Here is a 17,024-nt window from a genome sequence, read left to right on the forward strand (position 1 = left end):
CCTATAAGAATCTCTGTAAGGGGGAGGGTATTCTGCCCAGTCTCTTTTTGTATCTTTTAAAAAATTAAAAACCAGGCTTAAATAGATAAGCCTGGTAATATTAAATTTCGGGAATTATGTCTTTAACTGATTCAAAAATATAATCGGCTTCTACATCGCTTTTTTTATAATCTTCTAAACTTGTTTCACCTGATAGGACCAAAATAGATTTAATTCCAGCCCTATGACCCATGGCTATATCTGTATAAAGCCTATCGCCAACCATGATTAAATCATTCTTGTCAACCTTATATTTCTCTGTTAAAGATTCAATCATTTTACTCTCTGGTTTTCCAATAACTATTGGCCTTCTATTAACACAAGCATTGAGCAATTCAATAATAGAGCCCGCATCAGGCATTATTCTACCAGCGTCCAAAGGACATACAAAGTCAGGATGGGTTGCAAAATAATCATAACCATCTTGGAGATAATCACAAGCTATCCAGAGTTTTTCGTAAGTAAGCTCTGTATCAAAACTTACTAAAACTGCATCGATTTCCTTATTTCTTTCTGTAATTATTTCAAAACCAGCTTCTTCCAACTGATTTTTTAAAGATGTATTTCCTACTAAAAACAATCTCTTTTTACCGATTTTCTCGAAATATGAAATAGTAGCATCTGCTGAAGAGAACACTTCATCTTCGCTAGCGTCAATTCCAAGTTTTTCTAATTTTTTAACATACTCAACCTTATCTTTTGAAGCGTTATTAGTTAGGAAAATATATTTTTTCCCAGAATTCTTGATTTTTCCCAAAAACTCTTTGGCTCCATCTATAAGTTTGTTTCCAAGATATATAGTTCCATCCATATCTAGCAAAAACACGGACTTATCTATCATCTATACTCCTCCAAACATTAGAGGTACAAATAGAGCGATTTTTTCTGAGAAAGTTACCATAAAGAGTACTATTAAAAGACATACAATAAATGGCCAAACTTCCTTAATAAATTTCTCCATTTTAAGATCAAGGATTGAGCATACAGTAAACATCATAGAACCAAATGGTGGTGTAAGACCGCCAATCATGATATTAACTATAAAAATCATACCAAAGTGTAGTGTATTTATACCAAATTGAGTAGCTGCTGGTACTAAAAGTGGTGCAAGGATTACAAGAGCTGCTCCACCTTCTATAAACATACAAATTATTAGAAGTAGTAAATTAACCAAAAGTAAAAATACTAGTGGTGAATCTGTGAAATTAACTAGGGCCTGAGTTATTTCTTGAGGAATCATCTCAAGTGTTAGGTAATAACCAAAAACCTTGGCACTGGCTATGATTAATAGGACTGACCCTGTTGATTTTACAGTATCCATAAGGACAATGCCTAGGTGTTTTACCTCTAGTTTTTTGTAGATTAAAAATCCTACAAAGAGTGAAAATACAACTGCTATTGCACCTGCTTCAGTAGGAGTGAAAGCGCCTGTTCTCATACCCATGATAATACCAAAAGGTATAACAAGGGCCCAAGAAGATTTAAGGATTTGTTTTAAAACTTCTATAGCTGTAGCTCTTCTTTCCAAATTAGGTGAAAAGTTTCTCTTGATTGCTATTATCTGGACAGTAATCATCATGGCAATAGTCATAAGGATACCTGGTCCGTAAGCAGCTAAAAACATTGATCCAACAGGTATGCCTGCTATGATTGAAAATAGGATGAGGTTGGTTCCTGGAGGGATAACTGGGCTTACTGCAGAAGAAGCAGCTGTAACAGCACCAGAAAACTCAAGTGAGAATCCCTTCTTGGTCATCTCTGGTACAAGCATCTTTGATTGCATAGCAGCATCCGCATTAGCAGAACCAGAAATACCACCCATAAGTGCTGACAAAAGCACGTTTACTTGAGCAAGACCACCTCTGGTATGGCCAACCAAAATATTAGCCAAATCCATCAAGGCCTCACTAATCCCCGAGTAATTCATAACAGCACCCACCATTATAAAGAATGGAACTGCTAGATAGGGGAAAGACTCAATCGAAGTTACAAATTGTTGAATAACCATCTCCATAGGCATGGTATTGTTTATAAAAATGAAGTAAAAAAGACTTGCCCCCATAAGAGAAAAAGCTATAGGTACTTCAAGGAAAAACAGTACAAATAAAATAATTACTGGTAAAAACTTAATCATAGCTCATCCTCCTCGTGATTTTTTAATTTTTTAACCGACACAACTATCCTCATAATTGAGTAAATACAAACTAAGAGGAAAGAGATAACAATACTAGCATAAATCAACTGGTAAGGTGCCTCAAGGGCTGATGTTATCTTGGTCATATTGGCTGTGTAGTTATAAGAAAAATATAACATAACTGCTGATGTTATAAAAACTAAGAGGTCTGTGATAATTCTAATAACAGATCTGACCTTGCCATGAAATAAGTTTACAATAGCAGAAATACCAATAAGCTCATCTGACCTATAAGCATAAGCAAAACCTAAAAATATAACCCAGACAAAGCAAGAAACAGCTATCTCTTCTGCCCAATAGTATGTAAATTTAAGAAAATACCTAGTAAATACATTTATAACTACAAAGATAAAGGTAACACTAAGAAAAACTGATCCCAAGTATAACTCAAATTTATCCAAAAATTTTTTCATAATAACTCCTCTAGTACAAAAATATGAGGCTTGGTCTACATATCCCAATAAACGCTTTTAGCCTTAATGGTATTGAGACAAATGCATATTCGCCACCAAGCCTCATTATTTATACACTTTCTATTTTACATTCTTTAATTCTTCTAGAACTCTTTCATAAATTCCAGGTGTCCATTTATCAAATTTTGTATAAACAGATTTTGTAGCTTCTTGGAATTTTGGAATGTCAGCTTCGTGGAAGTTAACACCAAGCTCTTTAAGTTTTTGTGTATATTCTTCTTCAAGTTTGTTTGTTTCTGCAAGGTTTTCTTCAGCACCCTTATCGAATTCTTCTTGGATAATGGTTCTTTGTTCTTCTGTAAGCTCATCCCAAACCTTGGTACTAATAGAAACAGCTGATACACCAAGTAAGTGTTTTGTCAAAGAATATTCCTTAACATTTTCATATTGGCCTGTACCATAATAACTTAAGATAGAACCTTCAACACCATCGATAACACCTTGTTGAAGAGCTGCATAAGTATCTGGATATGGCATTGAAACAGGGTTAGCACCCATAGCTTCTAGAGTATAAGTGTAAAGCTGGCTGGTAGGTACGCGGATATTTAAACCTTTCATATCTTCAGGAGTCTTAATAGGTTTCTTAGTTTCCATGTTTCTGAAACCAAATACCCAATCCAAACTCAAAACTTTAATACCTTGTTCTTCAGCCTTTTTATTTAATTCTTGGCCGATATCAGATTTTACTATATGGAAGTATTCGTCAAAAGTTTTGTAAAGGAATGGTCCTGTAATAGCGTTATAATCAGGAACATAATCTCCTAAGAAGTTAACACCATCAACTAAAATCCAGTCAGAACCAGAAACAACTTGTTCCATACCATCCTTACCAATAGGTAGGATACCGCCGGTAAATAATTGAAGCTCTAAGCTACCATTGCTTCTTTCATTGATATTCTTGCAAACTTTTACAAGAGATTTTGCTGTTTGTTCATCATCAACAAACTTTGTAGAAACTTTAATAACTCTTTTGCCTTCTGTTTTTTCTCCAGAATCTTTTGCTGTTTCAACTACTTCTTTTTCATTCTTCTTATCAGCATCATTATCAGCCTTCTTAGCTCCTCCGCAAGCACTAAACACTAGAGCCATAGCCATAATGAAACCTATGGTACGTTTCTTAAACATATACCCTCCCTTAAAAAAATTTAACTGGTAGTTATTTTGAAATCGTTTTATTCAGATATAAAAATGGGCGTACAAAAAACAAAAGTTATTCTGAACACCTTCTCTCTACACCTATAAAACCTCAGTAAAATAATCTACCAAGTATGTATATTAATATGTTAACATAGTAGAAATCATTTGTCAATTTTTTTGAAAACATTATCATTATATTTGACAACTTAAATGAAATATAATATAATTGACTAAACAAATATACTATGAGACAAGAGTACGGAAAATTAAACCTAGTTTTTCCGTGCTCTTTTTTATTTGAGGAGGAATCATGAATTTTTTTGATAGCTTCAACCTAAATCTATTGCTTAGGATAGCCTTGTCAGTTATAGCAGGATTCATCATAGGATCAGAAAGGGAAACCAAAAACAAATCCGCAGGGGTAAGAACCCACACGATAGTATGTCTTGGAGCTTGTATAGCAATGATAATATCGAAATATGGATTTTACGATGTAAAAAGTTACGATGCGGCAAGAGTCGCAGCACAAATAGTATCAGGAGTTGGTTTTTTGGGAGCAGGAGTCATATTTGTAAAAAATTACGGAGTAACAGGTCTAACAACAGCAGCAGGCATGTGGACAACATCAATAGTAGGCATGGCCTTCGGATCTGGAATGTATTTTGTAGGCATAGTAGCAGCAGCCTTCATAGTAATATTTCAAACCTTTATGTTCAACGGAGAAATATTCAAAAGACACGAGCAATACACAACAATAATAGAATCAAGAAGTTCAAACATAATAGGCAGAATCGACACATATATAGAAGAAAACCAACTCCACAAAAAAGGCTATAACCTAAGATTTAAGGACGAAAAATTCATCCTAAACTTCAACATCTACCCAAAAGACTCTGAAGAACTAAACGAATTTATAGAATTCCTAGAAAACGACCTCCACGTGGAGAAGTTTGATATATTTTAAAAGAAAATAAGGGTAATCCCCATGGGAATAAAACATAAAAAAGCAGTAGTTCACACCTACTGCTTTTTGTTTATTTTATTAATATAAATAAATATTCATGGGCTATTAGTAGAAAATTATAGTCAATGCTTCTTTGTTTCCAGAATCCTGTTGCCCTTGTATTGTGTTGTTCTTTAATTATAAGTTCTTTTAATTTAAAACCTTCATCTTCAAAAACTTTCAAAACATCAAAACCCAAATGAACCATATGTTTATTTTTTCTGGTATCTCCCATTAATATGGCACAAAACTTATCTTTTTTTAGGACTCTATAAGATTCAGCCGCCACTTTTTTCATTTCTTTTAGAAATTCATCTATCTTTAAAAGTGACAAATCGTCTTCAAGATTATCTGAATATTTTATAATATCTGCATAAGGCGGATGGGTACAAACCAAATCAATACCTTCATCTTTTAGAAAATCTAAATTTCTAGCATCACCCTTTACAAGTTTAACATTTCCCATAGGTCTGTCAGTTAAATTGAAATCTATTTTTTCTTTACATCTATTTAAGGCAACATCATTAACATCAATTCCAATAATATTTCTATTCAAAAGCTTAGCTTCAACTAAAGTTGTTCCGCCACCAGCAAACTGATCGAGAACTAAATCTTCTTCTTCTGAATACCTTAAAAGAATATTTCTAGGTATATAGGGCGACCAATTCCCCCTCCATTTTGCATCGTGAGTTGCCCAGTTTCCTCTTTTTGGAAAAGACCAATGTGTTGTCATTTCTAATTCAAAATCATCTGGTTCCCATTTTTTTACGATAGACATTTCACACCTCTTAAAAGTTAAACTTCTTCTATATTTAAAAGACTAATGATCCAATTTAACCACCCCTGAACTGAACTTGATCGTCTGACTACTACACCTTCTTTGCAAACATTATATTTTCTCATTTTTGCTTGTATATTATCTTTTGATGGTAGTTTTCCAGTAGAGTATAATTCAAAAAATAATTCGCTAAATATTTTATGTTTTAACATTAATTGAACTAAGGCAAGCTGTCTATCCTTATAAGTTTTCTTAGCGATGTCTTTTCCTAATTTTGTAAGTCTAACTTTTATTAAAGTATTACCGTCTTCGTCACTATCTTCATAATCTGTATATTTTTCAAAAATTCCTAAATATTTGCCTGCATTATAGTAATAATCTGATTGTCTAATGTCAAATTCCATAACTTCAGCGATTTGTACCGTTGTTAAATCTTCTTTATATAAAGCTTCTAATAACGATATGACTCTTTCAAATGAATCAGCTTGAATAAATGGTGCATCATCTTTTGATTGATGATTAGTATTATCGTCAGTTTCTACTCTAGTAGACTGATATACTTTAAATAAATCCTCCATTGTTATTTCTGTATCTTCCAAACTGTAGTAATTTTCTTTAATTAGTTTGATCGAAGAATAATTGTTTGTATCTGTGAAAGTATATTCTTGCAATCTAAAAATCTGATTAGAGTATACAGAAAATACAAGTCTTATTGGTTTATTTACTCTATTACGCCACAATCTATAAGGATAATATAGTTGTCTTATGTGAAAATCATTATTGACAACATTTTTTGCCTCCATTATAACTACAGAGTTTTTATTTTCCATGCCTCCATCTATTTCGCATTGCGCTTTGTCAACCTCTACTTCAAAAGGATCTCTATTTACTCGATCTACCTTAAATTTAAATTCTCCTGTACCCATTCTTCCATTAAATGTTGAAACATTACCTTCTTCGTTTAAAAAATTATCAAGTATATCTGAGAGCAAAAGGACATTTATTGCATTTGACTCAGAGGTTATATTCCTTATATCAACACTTTCCAATTTTGGAAGTTTAACCTTACACATCTTTGTATTAGTAGTGAAACTATTTTCCAAAGCTTGATATAATTTGAAATCACTCAATATATATGAACCTCTTGAAATCGGAAGAATATTAATTTTATTTTTCTTGAAAATCGAAGGAAGAGATTCATAACTATCCCACTTAGCCATTAATCTGGGCTCTCTAAATTCTTTAATTTGACTTGCCTTAATCTCAAAATAACCATTTTTTTTAACATTATTTAGTATGTCGTGTTTGTTGAAAAGTTCCTTCCAAGCTTCGTTAGATTTATCTGTTTTTACCATAATTGTTTATTAATACCTCATATATCTGTCCACGTTCATTTTTGTTAGAATTTATAGTTCTGGATGCTTTTACTCTTTTTATATTAAATCCTTTGTATAAATCATCAAAAAAATCATCATTTAGGTCATAATTTTTAGGATCTGAGTTACTAAGTAATAAATGAGCTGATTTTTTATCCATTTGTTTGAAAAATTCTGCTAATTCAATTTGATCTTCATCAGTAAAACTATCTTTAGAGTATGATGTAAAATTAGAAGTCGGTTTAATAGGTCTATAAGGCGGATCAAAATAAACAAAAGTATTATTGTCTATAAAATCAGAAGATTTTTTATAATCACCATGAATAATTTCAACATTTTGAAGTTTTTTATTTACATTTAAAAGATTATCTTCATCTAAAATTTTAGGATTTTTATAGGATCCAATTGGTACATTAAATAGTCCTCTCATATTTTCTCTATATAGGCCATTAAATCCTGTTTTATTTAGGAATATAAATAAAGCCGCTCTTTTTAAACTATCAAAATTTTTTAAAACTTTTAATCTATTAAATTCTTCTCTGTTTTTGTAATAAATAACTTTTCTTTCTTCATGAGTTAGGTCCTTATATTCATTTTGAAATTCTTCTAATAACTCAATTAAATTTTCTACATCATCTCTAATTACCTTATAAGAATTTATAGCTTCTTTATTTATGTCACTTATGTAAACTTCTTTTAGGTCAAAGCTGTTTAGGACATCAAATAGAACAGCCCCAGCTCCAACAAAGGGTTCACAATATCTATTAATTTTCTCATCAAAAGGATAATACTTTCTTATTTCATGTAATAATTGACTTTTCCCACCAGCCCATTTTATAAAAGGCTTAGCTTCAATAATTTTTTCTTTGTCACTCATAGTTGTCCTTCCTATTACTGGTAACTATTAGTTACTTTACTCTATTGCTTGATAAAGATCCTCTAATAAATTTTCCCACAAAAAAAGAGTACCCTTTCGGATACTCATTTGTTGTTTTTATTCCCCGACGTAGTCTACTACTACGTATCTTTGTGGTTCACGGCCTTCGGAGTGGCTGGTGACGTTTCTGTGTTTTGCGATTTCTTCGTGGGCTAAGCGTCTTTCGTAGGAGTTCATGTATCTTAGGTTCCATGATTTTCCGCTTTGGGCTACTTTTTGGGCTGTGTCCCTTGCTAGTCTTACGATTTTTTCATCTCTACGTCTTTTGTAGTTGTTGATGTCTACATTTACTCTTAGGTTGTTGGATCTTGAGTCGATGGCTTTTCTTATGATAAATTCGATTGCATCTAGGCTTGCTCCGTTTTTGCCTATGGCGATGCCTGTGTCGCTTTCATCGACTTTTGCGTCTAGCTTTATGATTGATCCGTCGAGGTTCCCTATGACACTTACATTTTCAAAGTGCATGGCTGTTAGGATTTCTTCTAAGAGTTCTTTGGCCTTGTAGTAGTTGTCTATGTTTGAACGTTTTTTAGAAAGGGCGTAGTCTCTTTTTTCTACTTCCTCTTCATTTTCTTGATCAAGGTCATTTTCGAATAGGTCTTCAGTTTTTTCTTCTACGAAGTCTTCTACTTCTTCAAATTTTTCCTTGATGGCTTCTCCAATATCTTTAGCTTTTTCTTCGATTGGCTCTTCTGTTGGTATGCCTTCTTCTCTTTTGATTTCTTCAGATCTTTTTTTGATGTCGTAGTCTTTTTCTACTGCTTTTAGGGAGTCTACTTCGATTTCGTTTTTGAGGTCCTCTAGGACCTTGTCCATGTCTTCGTCGTAGGATATTCTAACTACTGCATCTTTGCCGCCGATTAGGCCTAAAAATCCACCGCTTCCTTCTTCTAGGACTTCGATTGTGACTTCGCTTCTATTTTTGCCTATCTCATCTAGGGCAAGTTTTACTGCCTCTTCTACTGTTTTGGCTGATTTTGTTAGAGATTTTTTCATTATTCTTCTACCTTTTTACCTTTCATTACTAAATGCATCACTACCATTATTATTAGTCTGAATACTGATGATAGGGTGTAGTAGAGTGGAAGTCCCGCTGGTAATTGTCTAAAGGTGAAGAAAAATACTAGGGGTAATATTAGCATCATTGTATTCATGCCACCCATGGCTTGTTGTTGCTGTGGGTTTGTTTTCATTGAGAAAAGTGTGGTTAATAGTTGGGATAGGGATGTTAGTAGGGGTAGGCCGTACCAAAGTGGATCTGCTTCTAGGAGGGTTGGGACCCAGTAGAAGTCTGTTCTTAAGTGTTCTAGTCCTTCTGGAAATACGTATTTGCCTGTATTCTGCATCATTCTAAAGAGGCCGAAGAGGACTAATAACTGGATTATCATTGGTAGACATCCACCAAGTCCTGGTGCTACACCTTCTTCTTTGTATAGTTCTTGCATTTTCTTTTGTAGAACTTGTTGGTCGTAGCCGTATTTCTTTTGGATTTCGTCCATTTTAGGTTTAAAGGCTCTGGTTTTTTCTGCTTGTTTTTGGGTCGATACTGTTACTGGTATGGATATTAAACTTACAAGCAGGGTCATTATTATAATTGCTATAGCATAGTAGCTTATAGATTGTGGTTCGGCTGAGCCTGCTGCGAGGTTATCGTAGATTATCCTCATTAGCTTGCCGAGTATTGTCGCTATAAAATTAAACATATATTCTCCGTTTTATTCTGTAGTATTAACTGTGGTATTATCTCATTTTACCGGGTCGTAGCCGCCCTTTGAAAATGGATTGCATCTTAAAATTCTCCACAAAGACATAAAAAAAGCTTTGACTGGCCCATATTTCCTAAATGCCTCTAGGGCATAGTTGGAACACGTTGGGTAGTATTTGCATTTTCCATAGCCTATTTGTGGAGAAATGAATTTTTGATAAAATCTTATCATTTTTATAAAAACTTTATTTAGCATAGTATATCTTCTTTTTTCTAAATGCTTGATTTAGGGCGTGACCTAGAGATGATTTTAATCTTTGATAGTCAAATTCTGTGGTATGTTTTTTGGGGATTATCACTATATCTACTCCATTTAAGTTTTTATAGTTTATCCTTATTATCTCTCTAAGTTGTCTTTTTAAATGATTTCTGGTGTGGGCCTTGCCGATTTTTTTGCTTATAGAAAATCCAAAACGTGGATTGTTTAGGTCGTTTTCTCTGACAAGAACAGTGAAATCTCTATTATAGCATGCAAAGTTTTTTTTGTAGACTTTTTGAAAGTCTTTGTCTTTCTTTAGGCTTAATCTTTTTTCCATTAATTACTTCTTATGGAATTAAGCTGAAAGTCTTTTTCTGTTTTTCTTTCTTCTAGCTTTAAGCACTCTTCTGCCGCCTGGAGAAGACATTCTTTTTCTAAAACCATGATCTTTTTTTCTTCTTCTTCTATTTGGTTGATAGGTTCTTTTCATTTTTTACACCTCCTAATAAATTTTGACTCTTACTATTATATTGAAAATAAGCTTATCTGTCAAGATTATTTTCTCTTTTTTCTAGGGATTAAAAGATAGAATGTATTTATTATTTCTTATGCAAAAAAATCCAGGATTTTTTGGTATGAATATTCTTTTTTATTGAGAATTTTAGAATAAATATTTATTGTTGATATCTTTGGGGATTTTTTTCTTTTCCACAACTTATGAAGAAAAAAAATCATGTGAATATTTTTTTAAATTTATGTTTAGACTAAGAAAAGAATTTGTAAAATCTGCCAAAATATATTTAATCCTATACAAAAAATTAATAAATACACAGACTTATCCACATATCAACATGCATTTTATGACCTCTAACCACTTAGGTTTTGACTTATCCATAATTTTATCCATAAATTGTGGATAAGTTGAAATAATGGCTAATTTATGGTAAGATTAGATGTGTAAAAGTAGGGGTAAAACTCTGGATTTACTAGGAATTTGTACTTTTAATGTGGATAAAATAGAAAAAAACACTTAACTTTTTTATTTATCCTCCATCAAATCCTAAAAAATCAAGATAAATTTTATCAACAAGGGACTTATCCACAACTTATCCCGAATTTGGGGATAAAGTTAAAATTTTTAATGATAAGCTTAAAATTACAAAGCAAATCTTTATGTGGATAAGACTTAAGAAAGGAATGCTTAGATGGAAAATCTAGAATTCATTACGAGTGAATTAAAAAATGAAATGAAAATGCATGTAAGCGATGACCAGCAATTTGATACATGGATTAATATTTTAAAACCCTTAAACCTATATAATGGTGTCCTTTATCTTGAGATTCCAAAAAAAGATACGCTTTTTATCTTTGAAGGTATCTGGAAGGCCAAACTCCAAGATGCACTTGATAAGATAGGACCAAAAATTGGAGGAAATCTTAAGGTAGAAGTAGTTGCCAAGGATGGAGAAGACTATCAAAAAATCCTAACCCTGGGCAAGTACTACGACAAAGACGGGCAGATGAGGATTGATGAGGTCAAATCATTCCCAAGACCACAACTAGAAGAGGCTAATGTTTTTGAAAATTTTGTCCAAGGCAAATCAAACCAATACGCCCTTGGCATTAGCCAGGCTGTGGCAGATACCATTTCTAGGGGCGATGTATCAAAGGTTTATAATCCGCTATTTATCTATGGCTCAAGCGGACTTGGCAAGACACATTTAATCCAAGCCATTGCCCATCAAATCCTTGAAACCAGGAACGATGCCTATGTTATGTACCTATCTAGTGAAAAATTTACCAACGAAATGATTGTAGCCCTAAGGACTAACAAAAACCAAGAATTTAGGGAAAAATACCGCTCAGCTGATATACTTCTTATAGATGATATTCAGTTTATAGCCAATAAGGAAGCAACCCAAGAGGAATTTTTCCATACCTTTAACGACCTTTACAATGCGGGCAAGCAAATAGTAATCACTTCAGATAAGCCACCAAGGGAGATAAAACACCTAGAAGACAGGCTGGTATCAAGGTTTAACTACGGTATTATAGCAGATATATCAAGGCCAGACTACGAAACCCGTGTGGCCATCCTTCAAAAAAAGCTAGAGGATCTTGGCGCTATAATCGATAATAATATCTTATCCTACATAGCCCTAGAAATTGACACCAATATTAGGGATCTAGAAGGTGCGCTTTCTACTGCAATTGCCTATGCCAAAAGTGACGGCAGGGTTGAAGTATCAATGGAAGATGCCATTAAAGGTGTAGGTACAAGAGTCAAAAACAAAAGGAAAAAGCTGACTATAGCCGACATACAACAGGCAGTTTCAAGTAAATATAATGTAAAACTAGCAGACCTTAAAGGAAAGTCTAGGAAGAAGGAAATTGTAAACCCAAGGCAGATTGCCATGTATATCTCAAGGGAACTCTTAGATGATTCCCTAGTCACAATAGCAAATGCCTTCGACAGGGACCATACAACAGTCATCCACGGCATCGATAAGATAACAGATTTGATGGATGAAGATGAGGATTTAAAAAACGAAATCGAAGCCCTAATAAAGGAAATTAGGGACTGATTTGGGCATAAGCCTGTGGATAAGTCTGTTAATAACTTTTTTTGACGGACCAATCCAGATTGCCTTGTGCAAAGTGTGGAAAACTAGCGATTTATCCCAGACCTTATCCATAGCTTATTAACATGGATAAAGCTTGAAATATAGAAGACTTTTAAAGATATCCACATTTATACAGGGCCTACTACTAATACTACTAAGTTTAAATAATAGTTAAGGAGCAGCTATGAAATTTGAAATTAAACAAAAAGAACTAATGAAAGCCCTCTCGATCGTAAATAGGGCAGTATCCAAATCTACCAATATCCAAATCCATGAATTAATATACTTTTCTACAGAAAATAATAGACTTTCAATGACTTCCTTTGATGGAGAAATCTCTATCAAGACCCTAGCCGATGCAAAAATCCTAGAAGAAGGGGTTATGGCAGTCAAGGCCGATTTAATAACTAATATTATAAGAAAGCTTCCAGATGAGCTAGTAAAAATAGAATTGGATTCGGGAAAAATTAAGATTTCTTGCAAGAGATCGAACTTTAACCTTGTTGCTTTTGAATATTTTGATAAGGAAGAAATCAAGGTTCCAGACACAGTAGCTTTATCAATAGATAATGACAAGCTAAAAAGATCAATAAGCCAGACAGAATTTGCCACAACCCTAGATGAGACCAAGCTTGCCCTAACAGGCATCCTCTTTGAACTAAGAGAAGGGGCTTTGAATATGGTAGCCCTTGATGGTTACAGGGTTGCCCTAAAGAAAATCAAGCTAGACTATCCTGGGGATTTTGAAAATACTGAATACATCATACCAAAAAGATCACTTTTGGAATGGTCAAGGATAGTTTCTGATGAGTCCAAGACTTCTTTATATAGGAATGAAAATGACCTAATGTTTGTATCTGAAGATACTACTATGCTATGCAAGGTAATAGACAAAAACTTTATCGACTACAGAAATATCATCAACGATATCTCAGAAACATCAGTTATAGTAGAAAAATCTGCCCTAAATGCTGCCCTTGATAGGGCCCAAGTCTTATCTGATCCTGGTAGGGCAAATCTGATCCGTGTTAATATTGAAGATAGGGCCATGACTTTAAGGTCAAATTCTGAAATCGGAGATGTTAAGGAAGTTATAGAAATCGATCAAGAAGGCGAAGGCCTAGATATAGCTTTCAATGCAAAATACATGCAAGATGGGGTAAGGGCTTGTGATAGTGAGAAAATCAAATTGAATTTTAAATCAAGCCTAAATCCATGTTTGATTTACCCAACAGATTCCAAACACGAAGGCGAGGACTACACTTATTTGGTTCTCCCAGTAAGGCTCGCTAGGTAAGAATATGGAAATATTAGAATTTGAAACAAGTGAAATAAGGCTTAAGGACCTCCTAAAGGCAACTAATTTGCTACCTTCGGGAGGCTTTGCCAAGCATATAATAAGGGAAGAAGGCGTCCTTATAAACGACGAGCCTTGTTATATAGCAGGTAAGAAAATCCACCCAGGAGACCAGGTCGTCTTTGACGGTGTGAAGATAATAATCAAATAATGTGGATTCAGGATATAAAATTATACAATTTTAGGAATTATTTTTACGAGTCGGTTGTTTTTAATGAATCAACCAATATCTTTATCGGTGATAATGCCCAGGGAAAGACAAATTTGCTCGAGTCTTGCTATTACCTAGCCAATGCCACATCCTTCAAGAAATTAAGGGATAAGGACATCATAAATTTTGGCCAGGAAAAGATGGAATTATCAGGCATCATCAGAAAGGGCAGATCTTTCAAAAAAGTCCTAATCAGGGTCGAAGGAGCCGATAAGAATATTTTTGTAAATGAAGTAGAATATAAGAGGAACAAAGATTTAAAATCGCTTTTTAAACTAGTCTTATTCACACCAGAAGACCTAAGTATTATCAAGGAAGGACCAAATCTCAGGCGAGATTTGTTGGATGAGATAATAACTTCCATTGATTTTTCCTATGCAAAGGTCAAAAAAGACTACGACAAGATTTTGTTCGCTAGAAATAAACTACTAAAGAATAAATCGTCCTCATATTTTAATGAGCAACTCGATGCCTTTGATAGGTCCTTAGTCAAAGAAGGTTATAGGATTTATAGGTCAAGGCTAAAGTTTGTAAAGTATGTAGAAAAATATGCCCAGGATTTTCAAACAGCCCTCACAAATGGAGGAGAAAAGCTAGAAATAGACTATCTTCCAGATATAAGTGCGGATTCTATGGAAGAATTTTATAAAAAATTCAGGGCGAAAAGAGATGAGGACCTAAGATACCAAAGTACCCAAGCTGGCATCCACAGGGATGATATAATAATCAAAATCAACGGAAAAAATACGAGGCTCTTTGCCTCCCAAGGCCAACAGAGATCGGCTATTATCAATATAAAGCTAGCTGAAGTCAAGCTTTTGAGGGAGATAAGTGGGGATAGGGCTGTGATTTTGCTTGATGACGTGTTTTCGGAACTAGATGAGACTAGGAGCAAGTTTCTTTTGGAAAACCTAGCCGATTACCAAACTATAATCACAGCTACCAATACCAAAAGCTTGGAAAATGTTTCGGCTGATAAGATTTCCTATATTAAGGATGGCAGGATTAGAAAGGATAAATATGACAGAAAACAATTATGATGCCGGTAATATCAGGGTCTTAGAGGGACTAGAACCCGTTAGACTAAGACCTGGTATGTACATCGGCTCAACAAGTTCAAGAGGACTCCACCATCTTGTTTATGAGGTTGTGGACAACTCAGTAGACGAGGCCTTAGCTGGTCGTTGTGACTACATAAAGGTAGTGATTGATAAGGATAATGTGGTAACAGTAGAAGATGATGGTTCAGGTATTCCGGTTAAAGAACACCCAACAACCCATAAATCAACACTCGAGACAGTTCTTACAGTCCTCCACGCAGGTGGTAAGTTCGACGACTCTGCCTACAAGGTTTCCGGAGGTCTTCACGGCGTTGGTGTATCAGTAGTAAACGCCCTTTCAGAATACCTAATAGCGGAAGTAAAAAGAGATGGCCACATCTACAGGATGGAATTTGCCAGAGGCGAGGTCACAAAAGATATAGAAGTAATAGGTGATACAAATGAAACAGGTACAAAAATCACCTTTAAACCAGATGCGGAAATTTTTGATACCGTAATTTTTGAAAGATCTATCTTAGAAAATAGGTTTAGAGAAATGGCCTTCCTTAATAAGGGAGTGGAGATTCGCTTTGAAGATTTGAGAGAAGATTTCAAGACATCTTTCAAATTTGAAGGTGGAATTTCAAAATTTGTTGCCTTTTTAAACCGCAACAAGGATCCAATAATGGAAATGATCCCTCATTTTGATGGGGTCCAAGAAGGCGTTGAAGTTGAATTTGCCTTCCAATATACAGACGGTTATAGCGAAAATATTTTATCTTATGCCAACAATATCCAAACTCCAGAAGGCGGTACCCATCTTTCAGGCCTTAGGACATCACTAACAAGAACTGTAAATGACTATGCCAGAAAATATAATTTCATAAAAGATAATGAGGAAAACCTCCAAGGTGAGGACATCAGAGAAGGTATTACAGCCATTATTTCTGTTAAGATTTCTGATCCACAATTTGAGGGCCAAACCAAGTCCAAACTTGGAAACTCAGAGGTAAGGGGAGTTGTAGATTCTTATGTATCAGAGCACCTCACAGCCTTCCTTGAGGAAAACCCAAAACCAGCCAAGTCTATAATTGACAAGGCCCTTGCAAGTAGGCGTGCTAGAGAAGCTGCAAGAAAGGCCAGAGATTTGACACGTAAAAGGTCAATCCTTGATTCTGCAACCCTTCCAGGCAAGCTTGCCGACTGCCAATCAACAGATATCGGTGAAAATGAAATTTTCATAGTCGAGGGTAATTCTGCGGGCGGATCTGCCAAAGGTGGCAGGGATAACAGAATCCAAGCCATTCTCCCACTAAGGGGCAAGATCATGAACGTAGAAAAAGCCCACCTAGACAAGGTTTTAAATTCAGAAGAAATTAAAAATATGATAACAGCCTTTGGTACAGGCATTGGCAAGGAATTTGACATATCAAAACTCCGCTACGGAAAGATTATTATCATGACAGATGCGGACGTGGACGGGGCCCACATTAGGACCTTGCTCCTCACCTTCTTCTATAGGTACATGAAAGATCTAATCGACGAAGGTCATGTTTATGTTGCCCTTCCACCTTTATACAGGATTAGTCAGGGCAAGAAGGAAAGATATGTATATTCCGACGATGAAAAGGATAAGTACATCAAAGAACTAGGCGATGCTTCCTTTAAAATCAATAGGTATAAGGGTCTTGGTGAGATGAATGCCGAACAGCTTTGGGAAACAACCATGGATCCAGATAGGCGAGTGCTTTTAAGAGTAGAAGAAGACTTGGAATCAACAACCACAGATGATACTTTCTCACTACTAATGGGAGAAAAAGTTGAGCCTAGACGTAATTTTATCCAAGAAAATGCCAAGTACGTTACTGATATAGACGTATAGGAGGCTTAA

Annotated in this window: 18 protein-coding genes; 6 read left to right on the forward strand and 12 right to left on the reverse strand. The window is 34.7% G+C overall.

The features are described from left to right. Positions 1 to 100: 100 nt before the first annotated feature. From K8P03_RS03590 to K8P03_RS03605, 4 genes are all read right to left on the reverse strand, one after another. Complete coding sequence (locus K8P03_RS03590; RefSeq protein ID WP_223418344.1) at positions 101 to 880, reverse strand: HAD-IIA family hydrolase; 780 nt, start codon at positions 878 to 880, stop codon at positions 101 to 103. Next, a complete protein-coding gene (locus K8P03_RS03595) occupies positions 881 to 2,173 on the reverse strand; it encodes a TRAP transporter large permease (protein WP_223418346.1) in 1,293 nt (430 codons plus the stop codon). Continuing rightward, complete coding sequence (locus K8P03_RS03600) at positions 2,170 to 2,646, reverse strand: TRAP transporter small permease (RefSeq protein ID WP_223418348.1); 477 nt, start codon at positions 2,644 to 2,646, stop codon at positions 2,170 to 2,172. Before K8P03_RS03600 ends, K8P03_RS03595 begins: the two co-directional genes overlap by 4 nt. Positions 2,647 to 2,766: 120 nt before the next feature. Then, positions 2,767 to 3,831, reverse strand: a complete 1,065-nt coding sequence (locus K8P03_RS03605) for a C4-dicarboxylate TRAP transporter substrate-binding protein (RefSeq protein ID WP_223418351.1) — start codon at positions 3,829 to 3,831, stop codon at positions 2,767 to 2,769. A 322-nt stretch (positions 3,832 to 4,153) separates the two neighbouring features. Here K8P03_RS03605 and K8P03_RS03610 point away from each other — a divergent pair, with 322 nt between their 5' ends. Then, on the forward strand, positions 4,154 to 4,807 hold the full coding sequence (locus K8P03_RS03610; RefSeq protein WP_223418353.1) for an MgtC/SapB family protein: 654 nt from the start codon (positions 4,154 to 4,156) through the stop codon (positions 4,805 to 4,807). Between the two features lie 70 nt (positions 4,808 to 4,877). Here K8P03_RS03610 and K8P03_RS03615 read toward each other — a convergent pair whose 3' ends face one another. The 8 genes from K8P03_RS03615 to rpmH form a co-directional block, all read right to left on the reverse strand. Then, entirely contained in the window at positions 4,878 to 5,624 is a 747-nt protein-coding gene (locus tag K8P03_RS03615; RefSeq protein ID WP_223418354.1) for a TRM11 family SAM-dependent methyltransferase, read from the reverse strand. Positions 5,625 to 5,641: 17 nt separating this feature from the next. Next, positions 5,642 to 6,979, reverse strand: coding sequence for a type II restriction enzyme (locus K8P03_RS03620; protein ID WP_223418355.1), 1,338 nt, complete (start codon positions 6,977 to 6,979; stop codon positions 5,642 to 5,644). After that, the gene (locus tag K8P03_RS03625) at positions 6,963 to 7,877 is read right to left on the reverse strand and encodes a DNA adenine methylase (protein ID WP_223418356.1); all 915 of its coding nucleotides are present in this window, start codon (positions 7,875 to 7,877) and stop codon (positions 6,963 to 6,965) included. Before K8P03_RS03625 ends, K8P03_RS03620 begins: the two co-directional genes overlap by 17 nt. Positions 7,878 to 7,994: 117 nt before the next feature. Beyond that, positions 7,995 to 8,933 (reverse strand): RNA-binding cell elongation regulator Jag/EloR, encoded by a 939-nt coding sequence (jag, locus tag K8P03_RS03630; RefSeq protein WP_223418358.1) that lies wholly within the window; start codon positions 8,931 to 8,933, stop codon positions 7,995 to 7,997. Continuing rightward, entirely contained in the window at positions 8,933 to 9,640 is a 708-nt protein-coding gene (locus tag K8P03_RS03635; protein ID WP_223418361.1) for a YidC/Oxa1 family membrane protein insertase, read from the reverse strand. The genes jag and K8P03_RS03635 overlap by 1 nt, the downstream gene beginning before the upstream one ends. 42 nt (positions 9,641 to 9,682) lie before the next feature. After that, the gene (gene yidD, locus K8P03_RS03640) at positions 9,683 to 9,898 is read right to left on the reverse strand and encodes a membrane protein insertion efficiency factor YidD (RefSeq protein ID WP_209772806.1); all 216 of its coding nucleotides are present in this window, start codon (positions 9,896 to 9,898) and stop codon (positions 9,683 to 9,685) included. Continuing rightward, on the reverse strand, positions 9,888 to 10,238 hold the full coding sequence (gene rnpA / locus K8P03_RS03645; RefSeq protein ID WP_223418363.1) for a ribonuclease P protein component: 351 nt from the start codon (positions 10,236 to 10,238) through the stop codon (positions 9,888 to 9,890). Before rnpA ends, yidD begins: the two co-directional genes overlap by 11 nt. 18 nt (positions 10,239 to 10,256) lie before the next feature. Continuing rightward, a complete protein-coding gene (gene rpmH / locus K8P03_RS03650; RefSeq protein ID WP_209772810.1) occupies positions 10,257 to 10,391 on the reverse strand; it encodes a 50S ribosomal protein L34 in 135 nt (44 codons plus the stop codon). 715 nt (positions 10,392 to 11,106) lie between these two features. On the opposite strand from rpmH, the gene dnaA reads away from it, so the two are divergent. From dnaA to gyrB, 5 genes are all read left to right on the forward strand, one after another. Continuing rightward, complete coding sequence (gene dnaA, locus K8P03_RS03655; protein ID WP_223418364.1) at positions 11,107 to 12,486, forward strand: chromosomal replication initiator protein DnaA; 1,380 nt, start codon at positions 11,107 to 11,109, stop codon at positions 12,484 to 12,486. A 223-nt stretch (positions 12,487 to 12,709) separates the two neighbouring features. Continuing rightward, positions 12,710 to 13,822 carry a DNA polymerase III subunit beta gene (gene dnaN, locus K8P03_RS03660; protein WP_223418365.1) on the forward strand — a complete coding sequence of 371 codons (1,113 nt, stop codon included), beginning with the start codon at positions 12,710 to 12,712 and terminating at the stop codon, positions 13,820 to 13,822. Between the two features lie 4 nt (positions 13,823 to 13,826). After that, positions 13,827 to 14,033, forward strand: a complete 207-nt coding sequence (locus K8P03_RS03665; RefSeq protein WP_223418366.1) for an RNA-binding S4 domain-containing protein — start codon at positions 13,827 to 13,829, stop codon at positions 14,031 to 14,033. Next, positions 14,033 to 15,133: a DNA replication/repair protein RecF gene (gene recF, locus K8P03_RS03670; protein WP_223418367.1), complete on the forward strand. Its 1,101-nt coding sequence runs from the start codon at positions 14,033 to 14,035 to the stop codon at positions 15,131 to 15,133. The genes K8P03_RS03665 and recF overlap by 1 nt, the downstream gene beginning before the upstream one ends. After that, positions 15,114 to 17,015: a DNA topoisomerase (ATP-hydrolyzing) subunit B gene (gene gyrB, locus K8P03_RS03675; RefSeq protein ID WP_263285019.1), complete on the forward strand. Its 1,902-nt coding sequence runs from the start codon at positions 15,114 to 15,116 to the stop codon at positions 17,013 to 17,015. Before recF ends, gyrB begins: the two co-directional genes overlap by 20 nt. Positions 17,016 to 17,024: the final 9 nt, after the last annotated feature.

Origin of the sequence: Anaerococcus murdochii (genome assembly GCF_019957155.1) — a bacterium.
Classification (GTDB): domain Bacteria; phylum Bacillota; class Clostridia; order Tissierellales; family Peptoniphilaceae; genus Anaerococcus; species Anaerococcus murdochii.

What these genes read in the sequence shown, in the direction of transcription:
- K8P03_RS03595 (WP_223418346.1), bottom strand. Translation starts at nt 2,173, where the DNA reads ATGATTAAGTTTTTACCAGTAATTATTTTATTTGTACTGTTTTTCCTT.
- K8P03_RS03600 (WP_223418348.1), bottom strand. Translation starts at nt 2,646, where the DNA reads ATGAAAAAATTTTTGGATAAATTTGAGTTATACTTGGGATCAGTTTTT.
- K8P03_RS03605 (WP_223418351.1), bottom strand. Translation starts at nt 3,831, where the DNA reads ATGTTTAAGAAACGTACCATAGGTTTCATTATGGCTATGGCTCTAGTG.
- jag (WP_223418358.1), bottom strand. Translation starts at nt 8,933, where the DNA reads ATGAAAAAATCTCTAACAAAATCAGCCAAAACAGTAGAAGAGGCAGTA.
- K8P03_RS03635 (WP_223418361.1), bottom strand. Translation starts at nt 9,640, where the DNA reads ATGTTTAATTTTATAGCGACAATACTCGGCAAGCTAATGAGGATAATC.
- rnpA (WP_223418363.1), bottom strand. Translation starts at nt 10,238, where the DNA reads ATGGAAAAAAGATTAAGCCTAAAGAAAGACAAAGACTTTCAAAAAGTC.
- dnaA (WP_223418364.1), top strand. Translation starts at nt 11,107, where the DNA reads ATGGAAAATCTAGAATTCATTACGAGTGAATTAAAAAATGAAATGAAA.
- rpmH (WP_209772810.1), bottom strand. Translation starts at nt 10,391, where the DNA reads ATGAAAAGAACCTATCAACCAAATAGAAGAAGAAGAAAAAAAGATCAT.
- K8P03_RS03625 (WP_223418356.1), bottom strand. Translation starts at nt 7,877, where the DNA reads ATGAGTGACAAAGAAAAAATTATTGAAGCTAAGCCTTTTATAAAATGG.
- K8P03_RS03615 (WP_223418354.1), bottom strand. Translation starts at nt 5,624, where the DNA reads ATGTCTATCGTAAAAAAATGGGAACCAGATGATTTTGAATTAGAAATG.
- gyrB (WP_263285019.1), top strand. Translation starts at nt 15,114, where the DNA reads ATGACAGAAAACAATTATGATGCCGGTAATATCAGGGTCTTAGAGGGA.
- K8P03_RS03610 (WP_223418353.1), top strand. Translation starts at nt 4,154, where the DNA reads ATGAATTTTTTTGATAGCTTCAACCTAAATCTATTGCTTAGGATAGCC.
- dnaN (WP_223418365.1), top strand. Translation starts at nt 12,710, where the DNA reads ATGAAATTTGAAATTAAACAAAAAGAACTAATGAAAGCCCTCTCGATC.
- K8P03_RS03665 (WP_223418366.1), top strand. Translation starts at nt 13,827, where the DNA reads ATGGAAATATTAGAATTTGAAACAAGTGAAATAAGGCTTAAGGACCTC.
- recF (WP_223418367.1), top strand. Translation starts at nt 14,033, where the DNA reads ATGTGGATTCAGGATATAAAATTATACAATTTTAGGAATTATTTTTAC.
- K8P03_RS03620 (WP_223418355.1), bottom strand. Translation starts at nt 6,979, where the DNA reads ATGGTAAAAACAGATAAATCTAACGAAGCTTGGAAGGAACTTTTCAAC.
- yidD (WP_209772806.1), bottom strand. Translation starts at nt 9,898, where the DNA reads ATGCTAAATAAAGTTTTTATAAAAATGATAAGATTTTATCAAAAATTC.
- K8P03_RS03590 (WP_223418344.1), bottom strand. Translation starts at nt 880, where the DNA reads ATGATAGATAAGTCCGTGTTTTTGCTAGATATGGATGGAACTATATAT.